The organism is Agrobacterium sp. B1(2019), assembly GCF_008274755.1.
In the GTDB taxonomy this organism is placed as follows: domain Bacteria; phylum Pseudomonadota; class Alphaproteobacteria; order Rhizobiales; family Rhizobiaceae; genus Agrobacterium; species Agrobacterium salinitolerans.
Map to the genome: position 1 here is coordinate 201,377 of NZ_VTPB01000002.1, position 17,401 is coordinate 218,777.

The following is a 17,401-nucleotide window of genomic DNA, read 5'->3' on the forward strand; positions in this document are numbered from 1 at the left end:
TTTCAGCCCTTGACCCCGCCGGACGAGATCCCTTCAATGAAATACCGTTGCGCCGCGAAGAACACGATCAGCGCAGGTGCGATCGTCAGCACCGACATCGCCAGGATGCGGTTCCATTCGAAGGCTTCGGTGGTGTCGATGGAGAGCTTGAGCGCAAGGCTCACCGGATATTTGTCGACCGAGGACAGGTAGATCAGCGGTCCGAGGAAATCGTTCATCGTCCACATGAACTGGAACAGGCAGACCGAAATCAGCGCCGGCGCCAGCATCGGCACGACGATGTAAATAAGCGTCTGCAAGCTGTTGGCGCCATCCACCCGGGCGGCCTCTTCCATATCCGATGGCAGCGAGCGCAGGAACTGCACCAGCATGAAGACGAAGAAGGCATCACCGGCGAGCGCGGACGGCACCCAGAGCGGCAGGAAGCTGTCCAGCCAGCCGAGATCGCGGAACAGGATATATTGCGGAATGCGGGTGACGACATTCGGCAAAAGCAGGATGGCGATGACCGAGCCGAACAGGATTTTCTTCAGCGGAAAATCGAAGCGGGCAAAGGCATAGGCCGCCATGGTGCAGGAAATCGCCGTGCCGATGACCTTCGGCAGGATGATCAGGAAAGAATTCCAGAAGAACCGGCCGAACGTATAAGGCGTCGAGGTTTCCCAGCCGCGGACATAGCCGTCCAGTGTCGGGTTTTCCGGGATGAAACCGGCACCGGAGAAGATTTCCGAATTGGTCTTGAAGCTTGCGCCCACCAGCCAGATCAGCGGGTAGAGCATGACGAGGCCGACCGCGAAGAGAAGCACGTAGCGCACGGAGGTGGAAAGCAGCCTGAGCCTTGCCCGGCGGGCCGCATGCATGTCGTTGAGGGTTGCGATATCGGTCATGGCATCAATTCCGCTTGTCGCCGGCGTAATAGACCCACTTCTTCGATGACCAGAAGGCCACGAGGGTCAGCACGGTGATGATGGTGAAAAGCACCCAGGCAATGGCGGAGGCATAACCCATGTTGAACTTCTTGAAGGCCTCGTCATAGATGTAGAGAGGCAACAGGTAAGTGGACTTCAGCGGCCCGCCCTGGGTGATGATGTAAGGTCCGTTGAACTCCTGGAACGCCTGCACCATCTGCATGATGAGGTTGAAGAAGATCACGGGTGTCAAAAGCGGCAGCGTGATGAAGAAGAAGGTTCTCACCTTGCCGGCCCCATCGATGGCAGCAGCCTCATAAATCGACTTGTCAATGGATTGCAGGGCGGCGAGAAAGATCACCATCGCCGAACCGAATTGCCAGCAACGCAGCAGCGTGATGGTGAAAAGGGCGTTGCCAGGATCGCCGAACCAGTCCACCGGCGACAGGCCGACGGCGGCCAGCGCCATATTGGCAAGCCCCTCGCTCGCGAAGATATAGCGCCACAGCACCGCAATCGCGATCGAACCGCCAAGGATGGACGGCACATAAAAGGCAGTGCGGAAGAAGTTGATGAATTGCAGCTTGTAATTGAGGATCGCAGCAATGAAGAGGGCAAAGGCAAGCTTCAGCGGCACCGTCAGGAACACGTAGAACAGGGTGACGTTCAGCGATTTCATAAACGTGCGGTCGCGGGTGAAAAGCCGCTCATAATTGGCAAGCCCCGCCCATGTGGGATCGCTCATTAGATCGTAACGGGTGAAGCTGAGATAGAGCGAGCCGAGGAACGGGATGGCCGTGAAGACCAAAAGCCCGACGATATAAGGCGTCAGATATCCCAGCCCGAGGAAACGCTGAGATTTCATAATGCTCCTCCCCGCGTCCCGACGGAACGCGAATGACAGAATACAATTTCGTACAAGTGATTCTCCCGGAACGGCCGGCGGCGGGCGCGCGTGATGGCGCAGTTTCTCGCCGCGACCGATCTCCTCCCTCATTGATACGGCGCATAAAAGCAATTTATGCGGTGACAAAACCAAATTTCCGCGCCAAGGTGAATTAACAAAGACGAGGAAAAAGATGGACGAAATCGAAGGTGGCATACTCTCGTCCGTTCCGCCTGCGGCGCTCAACCTCAACCTGACGCGCGCCACGATCAAAATGGAACATTCGCGCACCTGGCAGATCGACAAATCCAACCCGGTCGACGATCTGATCATTTGTCTGGAAGGGTGCGGACACTATCTTATCGATGGCGAGGCGCGGATGCTGGAACCGGGTGACGCGATGCTGATTTTTCGGGGTCAGCGTTTTATCGGCTGGAACGAGCAGGCCGTCACCTATCGCGGGGTGGCGCAGCATTTCACGCTGGATATTTACGGTCGCCACAACCTGATCGCGCAGATGGACCTGAAACCGAAAGTGAAGCTGAGCCGCTGGCCGCTTTTGGAACCGCTGGTGCGCCACTATCGGCAGAGCGCCCCACCCTCCTCCGTCACGCTTGGCCAGCACCATCTTTTCATGGTGCTTCTCATCGCCTTCATCGACGACGCCTTCCTCGGATGGATCGACCGCCCGAGTTTCCAGCCGGAGGGGACGGAAGGCCTCGATCTCGCCGTGATGAAGGCGATCACCATGATCTCGGCCAATCCGCTCGACCCAGATATTGCCGGCAGGGCGACCGAGGCGGCTCCCTATAATCGCGATTATTTCTTGCGGGAATTCCAGAAGCGGGTCGGTCGGACGCCGCGCAAATATCAGGAGTTCAAGCGCATGGAACGCGCCATGCATTTTCTTGAGGCGGGTCTTTCGGTTTCGGCAGCGGCCGCCGAGGTGGGTTACGGCGACCCCTATTATTTTTCACGCATGTTCAAGCGCACGCTCGGCTTAAGTCCGCGCGACCATATGAACCGGATACGCCGCAGCCGGCACGGCAATCTCATGGCCTTTGACGAACACGAACAGCAAAGGCTGCTTGCCAATGAAATGGAAAAGGCCCCGGCATAGCGGGGCCTTGTGTTTGCAAGCACTGGAGTTACCGGAACAGTGACGGCAACCATAGGGACAGGGACGGAATATAGGTAACGGCCAGCAGCACGGCGATACTGGCGCCGAAGAACGGCCAGATCGTCCGCATCGCCTCCCGTATCGTTATACCGCCGACCGCGCAGCCGACGAAGAGCACCGTTCCCACCGGCGGCGTGTTGAGGCCGATACCGGCATTGAGGATCATCACCACGCCGAAATGCACGGGGTCGATGCCGAAGGCCTTTACGACAGGCAGAAGCACCGGCGTGGCAATGATGACCATTGGCGCCATATCCATGAAGGTGCCGAGCAGCAGCAGTATGACGTTGATGACGAGCAAGACGATGATCGGATTGTCCGAAATCGTGCTGATTGCGGCAATCATCAGCGTCTGCACCTGCAAGAAGGCCATCAGCCAGCCGAAGGAGGCCGCCGTGCCGATGACCAGCAGAACCATGGCTGTGGTGCGGACCGCACCCATCACCGCTTCCACAAAACCGTCCCAATTCAGCTCGCGATAGACCAGCATGGCGACAAAGAAGGCATAGAGCACGGCAATGCAGGAACTTTCCGTCGCCGTGAAGATGCCCGAACGCACACCGCCGAAGATGATACCGATCAAGAGAATTCCGGGAAACGAGGCCAGCAGATAATACATCAGCCTGGAGAAACCCGGGAAAGGCTCGGACGGATAGCCTTTACGCCGGGCGACGATATAGGCTGTCACCATCAGCGCAGCAGCAAGCATGAAACCCGGAATGATACCGGCGGTGAAAAGATCGGCCACCGAGACGTTGCCGCCCGCCGCGATCGAATAAAGGATCATGTTGTGTGATGGCGGGATCATCAGCGCGATGATGGCGGCATTGACGGTGACATTGACGGCATAGTCCCTGTCATAACCACGCTTGGCCATTTGCGGGATCATCAAACCGCCGACGGCTGAAGCATCGGCGACCGCCGAGCCGGAAATGCCGCCGAACAGCGTCGAAGCAACGATATTGACCTGGCCAAGACCGCCACGCAGGTGCCCGACGAGACCGGCAGCAAACCGGATGAGGCGATGGGCGATGCCGCCACGTACCATCAGGTCGCCTGCGAAGATGAAGAACGGGATCGCCATCATTGCAAAGACACTCATGCCGGAATTCATCTGCTGGAACACCACAATGGGCGGCAGGCCGAGATAAAGCACCGTGGCGAAGGAAGCGATGCCAAGGCAAAAAGCGATTGGCGTGCCGATCAGCATTAGCAGCGTGAAGACGCCGAAGAGAATGGTGTAAGCCATTATGCGGCCTCCTGCACGATGACGTCAGCCGAGATGTCTTCACCAATGGCAAGATCGACGAAACGTTCAGCGGCAAAAAGCGCGATGAGGAAACCGCCACCGATCAGCGGGAAGAAATCCGTTCCGCCCGGCCAACCAAGGACCGGAATGGTCGCCGTCCAGGTGCCCATGGAAAGCGACGTGCCATACCATGCCATGCCAGCGCCGAAGAAGAAGATGAGCGCTAGACTGGTCATGTCCATGCCTTTCTGGACACGGGGCGGCATCATGTAGCGCAGGATATCGAGCCCCAGATGCACGCTCTCGCGCACGCCAACGGCTGCACCCAGCATGATGAACCATGACATAAGATGCAGCGACAGCGGCTCAGACCAACTGGGTGAATCGTTGAGAATATACCGCGCAAAGACCTGCCAGCCGACGATCAGCGTCATGGCGATCATGCCGATACCGGCAATATAAAGCGACGCGTGGCTGAGCGCGCCGAGAAGGGGGCGGATTGCCCGCATGAAATTTCGCATTGTCTTTTCCTCCCGCATCAACGGCGACAAAAGAAAACCGGCCCTGTTTCCAAGGCCGGTTTTCCGCGCGTTACTTGACCGCTTTCACCCGTTCCAGAAGGTCTTTCATCGTCGGATCGGTAACGAACTTGTCGTAGACCGGACCCATCGCCGCAGCGAATTCCTCCTTGTTGACCTTGATGACGTTGGCACCACCGGCGCGGACTTTTTCTTCCGACGCCTTTTCGCGGGCGCTCCAGAGCTCGCGCATCTTACCGACGGAATCCTTGGCCGCCTGGCGCAGCAGCTTCTGGTCTTCCGGCGAGAGCTTGTCATAGGAAATCTTCGAAATGACAAGGATTTCCGGATTAAGGGAATGTTCCGTCAGCGAATAGTTTTTCGCAACTTCATAATGGCGGGCGGATTCGTAGGACGGCCAGTTATTTTCGGCGCCGTCCACCACACCGGTTTCCAGCGAGGAATAGACCTCACCCATCGGCATCGGCGTCGGATTGGCACCGAAGGCCTGCATCATCGAAATCCACAGATCCGACTGCTGCACGCGGATTTTAAGACCTTTGAGGTCCGCCAGTTTTTCGATGGGTTTCTTGGTGGTGTAGAAGGAACGCGCACCGGAATCGTAAAAGGCAAGACCGATCAGGCCGTGCGGTTCGAAGGCCGCCAGAACCTCATCACCAATCGGGCCGTCGACGGTGTTATGCATGTGCTCCGTCGAGCGGAACAGGAAAGGCAGACCAAGAACGGTGGTTTCCTTGACCAGATTGTTGAAGGGGGCGGCGTTGACGCGGTTCATGTCGATGACGCCGAAGCGGGTCTGTTCGATCGTGTCCTTCTCGCCGCCGAGAACGGAATTGTTCATCACCTGGATCTTGATGCGGCCGTTGCTTCGCTCAGCCAGCAACTCGCCCATGTATTTCACAGCCTCGACGGTCGGATAACCATCCGGGTGGATGTCCGCAGAGCGCAGGGTGATTTCCTGTGCGCTGGCGGAAACACCTGACAGCGCCATCCCCATCGCGACGCACATAATGCTTGCAATCTTTTTCATGCTTTCCTCCTCCATTGTTGAAACGGCCCCGCCCCTCCAAGGCTATCGGGCCGATTTTTTGACGCCCATCCGGGCCGGCATGCAAAGTCCTTTCACTCGAACAGGATCGTGAGGCCTCCCTTCCCCAATGATCCCGAATAAAGCTATGTCGCGCTGACCGGCGGCAGCTTGAACAGCGCTTCCGGGTTTTCTACCAGCGCCCGATGGCGCGCCGCTTCATCCGGCAGCCAGCCGAGTATGAGTTCCGCAAGGCGGGCATCGTCGGGATAGGCGGCCGTCTCGCGAATGGAATTATGCGGCCAGTTGGTGCCCCACACGATTCGTTCCGGCGCATGGGCGGCGACAACGCGCGAAAAGGCGGCGACGTCCTCATAGGGCCAGTTCTCACGCGAACTTTCGTAAACGCCGGCGAACTTGAACCAGAGATTGCCGCGGTCGATGAGTTTCAAAAGCGCCGCCATTTCCGGGCCATCGGTTTTGATGCCCTTGAAGAACTTGCCGTGATGATCGAACACCCAACGCGAGCGGATTTTCTGAAGGCGCGGCAGATGATCGAGAAGACCATTACCGTCGAATTGCACCGCCACCATCCAGTCGGCCGCATGCGCGCGCTCGTCCACGGCTTCCAGCTCGGACAGGTTTACCGCACCGCCCGGCAGGTCCATGATGCGCGCCCCGACCGCGCCGCTGGCGGTAAGCTTTTCCATGTCCTTTTCGGTCGTCGTCGCATCGATGATGACCACGGCGCGGGCTGCCTCACCCATCTCTGCGACGCAGGCGAGCGTGTTGCAATTATCGCGCTGATGGGCGTTGCCCTGCGTGATGATGACCCGGTCTATGCCGAGCCATTGCATGAGGCGACGATAATCCTCCGGTCCAGGCAGAGCGCCCGGCGGCAGGCCAGGGCCACCCGGCAAGGCAGGATAGTGGGGCAGATACATGTGCATCTGCGTATCGACCGCGCCTCTCGGAAAGGCGGGATTCGGCGCTGCGCCGCTCAGTTTTCTGACGAGTTCGCTCATGGGTCTGGCATTCCGAATTCGGTCAATGCGTCGCGGTTGATCTCGATGCCGAGACCGGGACCATCCGGGATGGCGACAATGCCGTTCACCGCCTCGAGAGGCTTTTGCAGCACGGCCTGGCGGAACGGATTATGGGTGCGGTCAAATTCCATGATTGGCTCAATGGGATTGACCCGCACCGGATCGGGCGTCATCGCCGCCATGAATTGCAAGGCGGCGGCAATCTGCACACCGGTGCCCCAGACATGCGGCACGATGCGCACGCCGTGCAGCGTGGCGAGCGCTGCAATCTTCTGGGTTTCGGAAAAGCCGCCGCAGCCGCAGAGATCGGGCTGGAGAATATCCACGGCACCGGCGCAAAGCGCCTGCCACATGCCGTAACGCCCGTGCCAGGTCTCACCGCCCGCAACCGGGATCGGCTGGCCCGCCCGCACCCGGGCATAGGCATCGAGCTGTTCCGGGACCACCGGTTCCTCGAACCAGTCGATGCAATATTCAGCGGCACGGTTGCCAAGCGTGATGGCTTCGGTGACGGTATAGCCGTGATTGGCGTCGATCATCAGCCGCATATCCGGCCCGATCGCCTCGCGCACGGCGGCGATGACGCGAAGGTCTTCCTCGATGCCGAAGCCGATCTTGATCTTGCAGGCATGAAAACCCTCTGCCCGCCGCTGCGCCATTTCGGAGGCGTTGTCGGAGACTCGGTCGACGCCATCGCGCTTGAAGCTGCCGGTCGCGTAGGCCTTCACGCTTTCGCGCCAGCGCCCGCCAAGCAACATCGAGATTGAAGTGCCGTAGTGCTTGCCCTTGATATCCCAGAGCGCGATATCGATGCCCGACAATGCCGTGACGCTGAGGCCGCGCTGGCCCTGATCACGCAGGGCATTATAAAGCACCGCCCAGATCTTTTCGGTCTGGCGCGGATCCTGGCCGATGAGCCAGCCGGAATAGGCCTGAACCACGGCCGCGTTGGGCCTCGCCGGACCGAGGCATTCGCCCCAGCCGACGGTCCCGTCGTCGCATTCGATTTCCACCAGAACATGGGCCCGCCGGTCGAAACGCATGGAGGCGCTTTCGAACGGCGTGTCCAGACGATGTTCAAGCAGATGCGTCCGCACCGCTGTGATTTTCATCGCTCCCCTCCCGTCATTCCGTCCTCAGGCCTTGCGCTTGTGCGTGCCGATCAGGGCTTCGAGCATTCCGACTTCCTCATTGGTCAGATCCTTCAGCGGCGCACGCACCGGACCGGCATCAAAGCCCTGCAGGCGCACGCCAGCCTTGATGGCGGAGACGGCGTAACCCTTGGCGCGATTGCGGATCGCCATGAACGGATAGAAGAAATCGACAAGAATGCGCTCGCAGGTGGCCCGCTCGCCGGCACGCAGGGCCGCATAGAACTCGTTGGCAAGGCCGGGCACGAAGTTGAAGACCGCCGAAGAATAGGTGGTGAAACCAGCGCCGAGATAGGCTTCGGCAAACAGTTCCGCCGTCGGCATGCCACCGAGATACATCAGGCGGTCGCCCATCTTGGCGGTGATCTGGCGTACGAGGCCGATATCCCCGGTGCCATCCTTGAAACCGACGAGGTTCGGGCACTCGTCGCAAAGACGCGCCAGCGTATCCGCCTGCAGCACGGAATTGTCACGGTTGTAAACCATGACGCCGATGCCGACCGACTGGCACACCTTCTTGATGTGGGCGTAAAGCCCTTCCTGCGGCGCATCGATAAGGTAATGCGGCAGAAGCAGGATGCCATCGGCACCGACCTTTTCCACGGAGCGGGCAATATCGACGGCAATCTCGGTGCCGTAACCGCAGCCGGAAACAATGGCGGTTTCACCGGCCACATCCTTGGCGGCGGAAACGATCGTCGGAATTTCATCCGGCTTTAGCGAGAAGAATTCGCCCGTGCCGCCGGCGGCAAACAGCACCGGCGCCTTGTAACCGGCGAGCCACTCCACATGCGCCCTGTAGCTATCAGCGGCAAAACGACCCTCGGCATCGAAATGGGTGACCGGGAAGGACAACAGACCGGAGCCGAGCGCCGTCTTGATTTGTTCGGGGTTCATCATCGAAATTCCTCTGCAAGTTCACTGACTGAACGTCACCTAAGCTGCTCACCACAGATTTGTCAACAATTCATCATACAAGTTATATGATGAATTTTGAAAACTGGCGCGGATCAGCGCGCCAGCCAGCCACCATCGACATTCAGAATGGCGCCATGCACATAGTCCGCCGCCGCAGATGACAGAAAAACCGCGGCCCCGGCGATGTCTTCCGAGCGCCCCCAGCGGCCGGCCGGGATGCGCTCGAGAATGGCCTTGTTACGGGCCGCATCGGCGCGTAGCGCCTCGGTATTGTTGGTTTCGATATAACCGGGCGCAATGGCATTCACATTGATGCCCTTGGCGGCCCATTCATTCGCCAGGAGTTTGGTTAGGCCGGCGACACCATGTTTCGCCGCCGTATAGGACGGCACGCGAATACCGCCCTGAAAGGAAAGGAGCGAAGCGATATTGACCACCTTGCCGGATCGGCCTTTCGCCAGCAGCTCTTTCGCAAAAGCCTGGGTGGTGAAAAACAGCGCCTTGAGATTGACGTCCATCACCTCGTCCCAGTCGAGTTCGGAAAACTCGACGGAATCGGCACGGCGGATGATACCGGCATTGTTGACGAGAATATCGAAACCGGCGCCGGCAAAACTGTCCTTCGCCGCCAGCGGATCGGCAAAATCGATGGACAATGCGCTGGCCTCGCCGCCGTCGCTGGCGATCATCTCCAGCGTTTCATCTGGCGCGCGGCGGGCGGCGCAGACCACCTCCGCACCGGCCGCGGCGAGCCCAACCGCAATCGCCTGGCCAAGCCCCGTATTCGCGCCGGTCACGAGCGCCTTACGCCCCTGAAGCGAAAAGGGATTCTTCATTTCAGATCCCCCGGCTGAATGAAGTCCATGTCGGTGTAATCGACATTGTCGCCCGCCATGGCCCAGATGAAGGTGTAAGAACCGATGCCGGCGCCGGAATGGATGGACCAGGGCGGGGAAATCGCGCCCTCTTCATTCGAAATGAACAGATGCCGGGTCTCCTGCGGCTCACCCATCAGATGCAGCACGCGGGACTTCTCATCCATGCCGAAATAGAGATAGGCCTCCATGCGGCGGTCATGAATATGCGAGGGAACGGTGTTCCAGACGGAACCGTCCTCCAGCGTCGTATAACCCAGCACCAGCTGGCAGCTTTCCATGACGAGCGGATGGATGAACTGGTTGATGGTGCGCTTGTTGGAGGTTTCGGTCGCGCCGAGCTTGACCTCTTTGCTGCTGGCCAGCGTCACGAGCTTCGCCGGCAGGCTGCGATGCGCCGGGCAGGAGGTGATGTAGAATCGCCCTGCCCCGTCAAAGGTCACCGCGCCGCTGCCTGCACCGAGATAAAGCACGTCACCGCGATTGAGGGTGTAGGTCTCGCCGCTGGCGCTGACCGTTCCGGTCTCGCCGATATTGACGATGCCCATCTCGCGCCGGTCGAGGAAGGACGGTGTTTTGGTTTCTTCCACCTTGTCCAGCGTCAGCGGCGCACCGTTCGGCACAGCACCGCCCATCACAAAGCGGTCATAATGCGTATAGATCAGCCTGATTTCGCCGGAACGGAACATGTCGTTGGCGAGGAAATGCCGACGGAGCCCTTCGGTATCCAGCGTTTTTGCATATTCCGGGTTCACGGCCTGCCTTGTTTCAACGGTCAACATGAAACTCATCCCTCATGATTGTTGCGTATAGCACATAGTATATGTTATCCGCTTTTTGTACGATCTGTATGACAAGGTCAAGGGGTGAAGCCATATCTCGACCGCATCGGAGACGTGCAAGCGCTAAGGGAGACTGGCAATGAAACGGCTTCTTGTTACCGGAGCGGCAGGCCAACTCGGTCGCATGATGCGTCAACGTCTCGCGCCAATGGCGGAGATTTTGCGCCTTGCCGATCTCGCCCCGCTCGATCCGGCTGGGCCTAACGAGGAATGTGTGCAATGCGACCTGGCCGATGCGGCAGCCGTCGACGCTATGGTGGCCGACTGCGACGGCATCGTGCATCTGGGCGGCATCTCCGTGGAAAAGCCCTTCGAGCAGATTCTCCAGGGCAATATCATCGGGCTGTATAATCTCTATGAGGCCGCCCGCGCCCACGGCCAGCCGCGCATCATCTTCGCCAGTTCGAACCATACGATCGGTTATTACCCGCAGACGGAGAGGCTTGGACCGGATGTTCCCTTCCGCCCGGATGGGCTTTACGGCGTCTCCAAATGTTTCGGCGAGAGCCTTGCCCGCATGTATTTCGAGAAATTCGGCCAGGAGACCGCGCTTGTCCGCATCGGCTCCTGCACGCCGGAACCCCTTAATTACCGCATGCTGTCCACCTGGTTTTCGCATGACGATTTCGTCTCGCTGATCGCGGCGGCGTTCCGCGCCCCCGTGCTCGGCTGCCCCGTCGTCTGGGGGGCGTCGGCCAACGATGCGAGCTGGTGGGACAATTCGCATCTCGGCTTTCTTGGATGGAAACCGAAGGACAATGCCGAGGCCTTCCGCCGGAAGATTGCCGAAACGACGCCGCAGCCGGACGCGCGCGACCCGATTGTCCGCTTTCAGGGTGGCGTGTTTGTCGACAACCCGATCTTCAAGGAGACGTGAAATGTCGCACGGACGTTTCCCGCTAAAACGGCGGGATTGCATGCCAGGCCGCGAATGACGTATCGAGGAACGGTGTACGCAACCGACAATTTTTTAGAACGGCGACCAAGATGACAAAAGCGACAAGCTCCGAACCGACACCTCCACAAGGCAGAACGCTTGTGGTGAAGGTTTCGGAGGAACTCCGCAGCCAGATCGCCAAGGGCCGTTACAAGACGGGCGAACGTCTGCCCTCCGAAGCGCAGATGACGCAGGAATTCGGTGTCAGCCGTACCGTGGTGCGGGAGGCGATCGCCTCGCTGCGATCCGACGGTCTGGTGGAGCCGCGTCAGGGCGCGGGTGTTTTCGTACTGGAACCCGCACCTACGGAGCGACGTCCCTTCCACAATGTCGATCTTGCGCGCGTCTCCTCGCTGATCGAAATGCTGGAATTGCGCACCGCCGTCGAAGGTGATGCCGCCGGTCTTGCCGCCATTCGCCGCTCGCCGGCGCAGGAGGAAAAGATCATCGAGGCCTTCGATGCCTTCCGCGCCAGCGCCACCAGGGGCGTGCCGACGGCGGAAGCCGATTTCGCCTTCCATCTCGCCATTGCCGAAGCGACCAACAATCCCCGCTTCAGCGAGTTTTTGCAGGTGCTCGGCCCCACCCTCATTCCGCGCCGCGCCGTGGCCGAAAACGGCGCGGAAACCGTGCTTTCGCCCGCCGATCTCGCCCGACTCGTCGGTGAACACGAAGCGATCCTGATCGCGATACAGGACGGTGACGAAGAGGCGGCGCGCAGCGCCATGCGCAGCCACCTGAAAAGCAGCCAGACGCGTTATCGCTCCATGCTGCGCGCGCCGCGCTGAGATCGCCAGTTAAAACCGCATTGCATGACCGAGGAGAACGATATGCAGCAGCTTCCGACCTTCCCCACCGTTTCCCCCGACGATGGCGTGGAGCGCACCGTGCTTTCCGAAGCGCCGGAATTGATGGTGGTCTCCTTCCGCTTCAAAACCGGCGCCGAAGGCAGGCTGCATAGCCATCCGCATGTGCAATCCACCTATGTCGCCAGCGGCAGCTTCCGCTTTTACCGCGACGGTGAGGCCTATGATCTTCAGAAGGGCGACAGTCTCGTCATTCCCGGCCATATCGAGCATGGCTGCCTATGTCTGGAAGAGGGCGAGCTGATCGACTGCTTTACCCCGCGCCGCGACGATTTCCTCTGATCCGGCGCTCAGTTCGCCGATAAATCCCGCAGGGTGCGTGGCAGGCTGTTCATGCATTCCGCGCCGGAGGCGGTGACGAGGAACTGGTCCTCGATCATCAGCGCTCCCAGTCCTTCGCCATAAAACGGCGCTTCAACCGCAACGACCATGCCGGGAAGAATGATTTCCGGATTGTCATGGGAAAAGAACGGCCATTCCTCAATGCCCACGCCGCCGCCGACGGAATGGCCGAAATGGCCGCGATAATATTCGCTGAAACCATCGCTGCGCATCGAGGCCAGCATGGCGGCGTGCACCGCACCGAATGTGTTGCCGGGACGAAGCGCTTCCAGCCCACGGGCAAAGGCCGCCTCCAACGCGCTGAAAACATCGGCGGCCAGCGGCGAGACCGGCCCCCACGAAAAACTCCGCGCGCCATCCGATGAATAACCTTCGACCAGCGTGCCGACATCGGCCTTGATGAGCGCTCCCGGCGTGACAACCGCCGCCATATCCGACAAAGCGGGTCCGACGGATATGTAATCCCAATGGCCGCTCAGCGAAAATCCGGATTTTACGGCATGGGCATGTGCGCCAGCCTTCCAGGCAGCAGAAAGCCCGCCGAGCTCCGCACCTGGCCTGGCGGCAGCGGCCATCGCGACCAGCCCGGCCTCAGCCGCGGCCGCCGCGCGCCGCAGAAGCTCGATCTCACGCTTGGATTTCACGGCGCGCAGACGGCGCAACACGGGCGATCCGTCAACCCATTCGACATCGGGCAGCGCCTGACACAGCGCCAGAAAATCGGCGGCGGGCATGAATTCTAGGTCTGCGCCAATGCGCGCGCCCGACAGTCCGCGCTCCCGCAGCAGGTCGGCCAGCAGGCCGAAACAGGCGGCGCGGTCGAATGTCTCCGGTCTCGGGCCACCGGAGTTGTTGTGGCGATAGGCGTCGTCCACCTGCGCGATGGTTTTGACTTGCGACAGATCGACCATGTCGATCCAGATGCGATGGCAGCGCAGATCGACATCAGGTACCGCCTTCCTGACGAGCGGAGCGGCATGATCGCTGACAACGGCGGCGAGCGTCACCCCGGCATCGGCTGGAACAAGCGCAATCGCTGAACCAGCCCTGCCCCACATGGTCGCCACGCCGGCAGGAGCACCGACGGCATAACGGAAGGCTTCGGGCTGGAACAACACCAGCGCATCAATGTCCGCCTCCCGCATCAGCTGCTGCGCACGGCTTCGGTCGATATCGCTCATGGGAACCCCGGTGATTGTTTGGCGGCAGGTTTGTGAACCTACGCTTTAGCAGTCACCGGGAGAGGAAAGAAGGTGGAAGATGACATCTCTATGCCGAGTATTGTCAGTTGCGCGAGCGCTTCCCGCTTGTTCTTCTCCCCGCCGGGGAGAAGTCCGCGGCAGCGGGATGAGGGGGCAAGGGTAGAGTTATCCGGAAAGCTGGCCCCCTCATCCGACCCTTCGGGCCACCTTCTCCCCGGCGGGGAGAAGAAACGGGCGACAACATCTTGCCCAATATCGTTGAGGCGGCGGATAAACCCGCCGCCTCATTACTTTTCACGCCTCCAGCCACTTCACCTGCTCGGCTGTCAGCCTGATATCCAGCGCCGAAAGACTGTCCTCCAGCTCCGCAATCGTGCGCGGCCCGATCAACGGAATGACCGGGAAAGGCTGGGCGATGACATAGGCGAGCGCGATATGGATCGGGTGCCGCCCAAGTTTCTGGGCAAGCTCGATCGCCCTGTCCCGGCGAACGAAATTGCGGTCGGAATACCAGACGCGAACGATTTCTTCATCGTCACGCTTGTCACGCCCTGCCCTGTCCGTGAAAAATCCACGCCCCTGGCTGGACCAGGCAAAATTGGGAATCTGGCGGGATTGCAGCCATTCTTTCCACTCGTCATCCGATGCAGCGACGCAGCCCGCCCAGATAGGGTCGAGCATTTCCGCCAGCGAAAAATTGTTGGAAAGCGCGGCCGGCGCCTGCTTGCCGTTCTTCGCAGCATAGGCGGCCGCCTCATCCATACGTTCGCGTGTCCAGTTGGAGCCGCCAAAAATGCCGCGAATGCGCCCGCGCCGGGCTTCGGCATCCATGGCGTCGACGAACTCGCCGACCGGAACCTCCAGATTATCGCGATGCATGAAATAGGCATCGACATAATCCGTCTTCAGCCGCGCGAGCGACTGATCGAGCTGCTTTGCGATCATATCAGGATAGCAGAGCGGCGAATGTGCGCCCTTGCCGATCAGCACGATCTCTTCGCGCGGCACGTTACGGCTGGTGTGCCAGTCGCCGAAAATCGTCTCCGTCCTGCCTGCGCCATAGACATAGGCCGTATCGAAGAGGTTGCCGCCCGCTTCATAGAAGGCATCCAGCGTCAGCGATGCGGAGGCGAAATTGGGGAAGAATTCGAAACCGAGCGCGACCACGGAAGCGGGTTTGGCAAGGCCCGGAATCTGCCGCTTCGGCACTGCGTTTCCGGCCACGACCTTGCCGCCGGCAATATTCGCGACGCGCGACGTTGCTTTTTCAACGCTGTATTCAAGCCCGACGGAAGCCCGCCATTGATCCATGACACGCAGATTGCCGAGGCTGTCCACCCAGGCCATGCCGGGTGCGTCGAATTCCATTTTGCCATGCCGGATCGCCTCGCCGGCCGCGTCGACCTCGAAGGAATAAAGCCAGCGATCCTCCGGCAACTCGATGGTTTCCACCTTGTCGCCCCTGATAATATCGATCCGCCCGGTGCCGCCCTTGTGGCCGGCGGCGAACCAGAAGTCCTTGACCTCGATACGGCCCTCCGAGCCGATGATGCGCAGCACATTGTCCTGCGCCGCCATGATCGAGCACGAAACTTCGGCGACAATGCCGTTTGCGAATTTCAGCACGGCCGAGGCCCATTCATCGACGCCCGACTGGCCGAGATGGGCGACGCCCGCCACCTTTTCCGGTTCGGCGAAGGGTTTTCCGTCCACGGCGCCGGCGATCAGCCGCACCATGGAAACCGGATAGCCGCCGACATCGAGAATGCCGCCACCTGCCGTTTCATTGGCGAAAAGCCGGTGATCGCCCCGGAACGAGCCCATGTTGAAACCGAAGCTGGAGCGGATGATGCGGATATCGCCGATGGCGCGGGCTTTCACGAGTTCCAGCAATTTTGACGTCTGCGGATGCAGGCGATACATATAGGCTTCGCCGGCGAAAACGCCGGCCTTTTTCGCCTCGTGGAAAATGGCGTCGGCATCATAGGCTGAGAGCGCGATGGGTTTTTCCACCAGCACGTTCTTACCCGCCCGGATCGCCTTGATCGCCCATTCGGCATGGCCGGTGTGGGGTGTGGCGATGTAGACGGCGTCGATATCGGGATCGGCAAGCAGCGCATCGTACCCATGGATCACACGCGCACCGGCAAAGGCCTCGGCAAGGCCGGGCCGGTCCGGATTGCGTGTGGCGATGGCCTCTAACCTGCCGGTTCGGGAATGGGCAATGCCATCGGCAAAAGTTCTGGCGATAGTGCCCGGGCCGATGATGCCCCAGCGGATCGGTTGTTCGTTCGTCATGAAATCCTCGTCCTTCATATCAGTCTTGGGTGCTTGGGAAAGGGTTCAGCGCAGGCGGTCGCCCTTGCTGTCGAAAAGGAAAGCCCTGCGGGCGGAAAGGCCGACAGTCAGTCGGTCGCGATTGCCGACATCGCGCGATTCCGGCCGCTCGATGATGAGCTGCTCGCCGCCTTCGGTCCGGGCATAGACATAGCTGGTATTGCCGAGATGTTCGGCGACATCGACATGAACGGTGAGATCGGCATCGCCCGCGCCCGCATCGGCAAAATGTTCGGGCCGCATGCCGAGCGACACTCTGGCTCCCTCGTTCAAACGGGCCGTGACCGGCAGGCTCAGCCGCACCGTAGGATCGCTGTCGAGGGAGAGCGTGACGCCCTCCGCGCTGCTGCCGACGATGGTGGCGTCGAGAAAATTCATCTTCGGCGAACCGACGAAACCGGCAACGAAACGGTTGGCGGGATCGTCGTAAAGATCGAGCGGCGCGCCGACCTGCTCGATATTGCCCGCCCGCAGCACGACGATCTTGTCGGCAAGCGTCATCGCCTCGGTCTGGTCATGCGTCACATAGATCATCGTGGTGCCGAGCTGCTTGTGCAGCCGCGAGATTTCCACGCGCATCTGCACCCGCAATTCCGCATCGAGGTTCGACAGCGGCTCATCGAACAGGAATACCTGCGGTTCGCGCACGATGGCGCGGCCGATGGCCACACGCTGGCGCTGGCCGCCGGAAAGCTGTTTCGGGCGTCGCTCCATCAGCTCGTTGATCTGCAGGATTTCCGCGGCGCGGTTGACCCGCTTTTGCGTATCGGCCTTGGGGTTACCGTTCATCCTGAGCCCGAATGAGAGGTTTTCGGCCACCGTCATATGCGGATAAAGCGCATAGGACTGGAACACCATGGCAATGCCGCGATCGGCCGGATCGGCATCGCTGACCGTCTTGCCGCCAATCACGATATCGCCACCGGAAATATCCTCCAGCCCGGCGATCATTCTGAGAAGCGTGGATTTGCCGCAGCCGGACGGGCCGACGAAAACGACGAATTCCCCGTCCTTTACCTCCAGATTTGCGCCATGGATCACCTCCAGCGCGCCATAACGCTTCACAACGTTTTTGAGCGAAAGTTCCGCCATGCGG

The 17,401-nt window shown here is 60.2% G+C and carries 17 protein-coding genes; 4 read left to right on the forward strand and 13 right to left on the reverse strand.

Annotated features, from left to right (window positions below):
- Nucleotides 1-2: 2 nt before the first annotated feature.
- On the reverse strand, nt 3-887 hold the full coding sequence (locus tag AGR1_RS15800; RefSeq protein WP_149147508.1) for a carbohydrate ABC transporter permease: 885 nt from the start codon (nt 885-887) through the stop codon (nt 3-5).
- Nucleotides 888-891: 4 nt separating this feature from the next.
- Nucleotides 892-1,773 carry a sugar ABC transporter permease gene (locus tag AGR1_RS15805; protein ID WP_077984210.1) on the reverse strand — a complete coding sequence of 294 codons (882 nt, stop codon included), beginning with the start codon at nt 1,771-1,773 and terminating at the stop codon, nt 892-894.
- A 214-nt stretch (nt 1,774-1,987) separates the two neighbouring features.
- On the opposite strand from AGR1_RS15805, the gene AGR1_RS15810 reads away from it, so the two are divergent.
- Nucleotides 1,988-2,914: an AraC family transcriptional regulator gene (locus AGR1_RS15810; RefSeq protein WP_137411752.1), complete on the forward strand. Its 927-nt coding sequence runs from the start codon at nt 1,988-1,990 to the stop codon at nt 2,912-2,914.
- Between the two features lie 28 nt (nt 2,915-2,942).
- On the opposite strand, the gene AGR1_RS15815 is transcribed toward AGR1_RS15810, so the two are convergent.
- From AGR1_RS15815 to kduI, 8 genes are all read right to left on the reverse strand, one after another.
- Nucleotides 2,943-4,223, reverse strand: coding sequence for a TRAP transporter large permease (locus AGR1_RS15815; RefSeq protein WP_149147509.1), 1,281 nt, complete (start codon nt 4,221-4,223; stop codon nt 2,943-2,945).
- Entirely contained in the window at nt 4,223-4,744 is a 522-nt protein-coding gene (locus tag AGR1_RS15820; protein ID WP_149147510.1) for a TRAP transporter small permease, read from the reverse strand. The genes AGR1_RS15815 and AGR1_RS15820 overlap by 1 nt, the downstream gene beginning before the upstream one ends.
- Nucleotides 4,745-4,814: 70 nt before the next feature.
- The gene (locus tag AGR1_RS15825; protein ID WP_137411749.1) at nt 4,815-5,792 is read right to left on the reverse strand and encodes a TRAP transporter substrate-binding protein; all 978 of its coding nucleotides are present in this window, start codon (nt 5,790-5,792) and stop codon (nt 4,815-4,817) included.
- A gap of 143 nt (nt 5,793-5,935) precedes the next feature.
- Nucleotides 5,936-6,814 (reverse strand): D-galactarolactone isomerase, encoded by an 879-nt coding sequence (locus AGR1_RS15830; RefSeq protein WP_149147511.1) that lies wholly within the window; start codon nt 6,812-6,814, stop codon nt 5,936-5,938.
- A complete protein-coding gene (locus AGR1_RS15835) occupies nt 6,811-7,947 on the reverse strand; it encodes a D-galactarolactone cycloisomerase (protein ID WP_149147512.1) in 1,137 nt (378 codons plus the stop codon). The genes AGR1_RS15830 and AGR1_RS15835 overlap by 4 nt, the downstream gene beginning before the upstream one ends.
- A gap of 24 nt (nt 7,948-7,971) precedes the next feature.
- On the reverse strand, nt 7,972-8,883 hold the full coding sequence (gene kdgD, locus AGR1_RS15840) for a 5-dehydro-4-deoxyglucarate dehydratase (protein WP_149147513.1): 912 nt from the start codon (nt 8,881-8,883) through the stop codon (nt 7,972-7,974).
- A 113-nt stretch (nt 8,884-8,996) separates the two neighbouring features.
- Complete coding sequence (gene kduD, locus AGR1_RS15845) at nt 8,997-9,740, reverse strand: 2-dehydro-3-deoxy-D-gluconate 5-dehydrogenase KduD (protein ID WP_149147514.1); 744 nt, start codon at nt 9,738-9,740, stop codon at nt 8,997-8,999.
- On the reverse strand, nt 9,737-10,561 hold the full coding sequence (gene kduI, locus AGR1_RS15850) for a 5-dehydro-4-deoxy-D-glucuronate isomerase (protein WP_137411744.1): 825 nt from the start codon (nt 10,559-10,561) through the stop codon (nt 9,737-9,739). Before kduI ends, kduD begins: the two co-directional genes overlap by 4 nt.
- A gap of 139 nt (nt 10,562-10,700) precedes the next feature.
- Here kduI and AGR1_RS15855 point away from each other — a divergent pair, with 139 nt between their 5' ends.
- From AGR1_RS15855 to AGR1_RS15865, 3 genes are all read left to right on the forward strand, one after another.
- Entirely contained in the window at nt 10,701-11,498 is a 798-nt protein-coding gene (locus AGR1_RS15855) for an NAD(P)-dependent oxidoreductase (RefSeq protein ID WP_149147515.1), read from the forward strand.
- Between the two features lie 110 nt (nt 11,499-11,608).
- The gene (locus AGR1_RS15860) at nt 11,609-12,346 is read left to right on the forward strand and encodes a FadR/GntR family transcriptional regulator (RefSeq protein WP_137411742.1); all 738 of its coding nucleotides are present in this window, start codon (nt 11,609-11,611) and stop codon (nt 12,344-12,346) included.
- A gap of 42 nt (nt 12,347-12,388) precedes the next feature.
- Nucleotides 12,389-12,706 carry a cupin domain-containing protein gene (locus AGR1_RS15865; protein ID WP_003522691.1) on the forward strand — a complete coding sequence of 106 codons (318 nt, stop codon included), beginning with the start codon at nt 12,389-12,391 and terminating at the stop codon, nt 12,704-12,706.
- 8 nt (nt 12,707-12,714) lie between these two features.
- Here the strand turns inward: AGR1_RS15865 and AGR1_RS15870 are convergent, their stop codons facing one another.
- The 3 genes from AGR1_RS15870 to ugpC all read right to left on the reverse strand — a co-directional run bounded on the left by AGR1_RS15870 (nt 12,715) and on the right by ugpC (nt 17,397).
- Entirely contained in the window at nt 12,715-13,947 is a 1,233-nt protein-coding gene (locus AGR1_RS15870; RefSeq protein WP_149147516.1) for a Xaa-Pro peptidase family protein, read from the reverse strand.
- A gap of 315 nt (nt 13,948-14,262) precedes the next feature.
- Nucleotides 14,263-16,266: an aldo/keto reductase gene (locus AGR1_RS15875; protein WP_149147517.1), complete on the reverse strand. Its 2,004-nt coding sequence runs from the start codon at nt 16,264-16,266 to the stop codon at nt 14,263-14,265.
- A 45-nt stretch (nt 16,267-16,311) separates the two neighbouring features.
- A complete protein-coding gene (gene ugpC / locus AGR1_RS15880) occupies nt 16,312-17,397 on the reverse strand; it encodes a sn-glycerol-3-phosphate ABC transporter ATP-binding protein UgpC (RefSeq protein WP_137411739.1) in 1,086 nt (361 codons plus the stop codon).
- Nucleotides 17,398-17,401 lie beyond the last annotated feature (4 nt).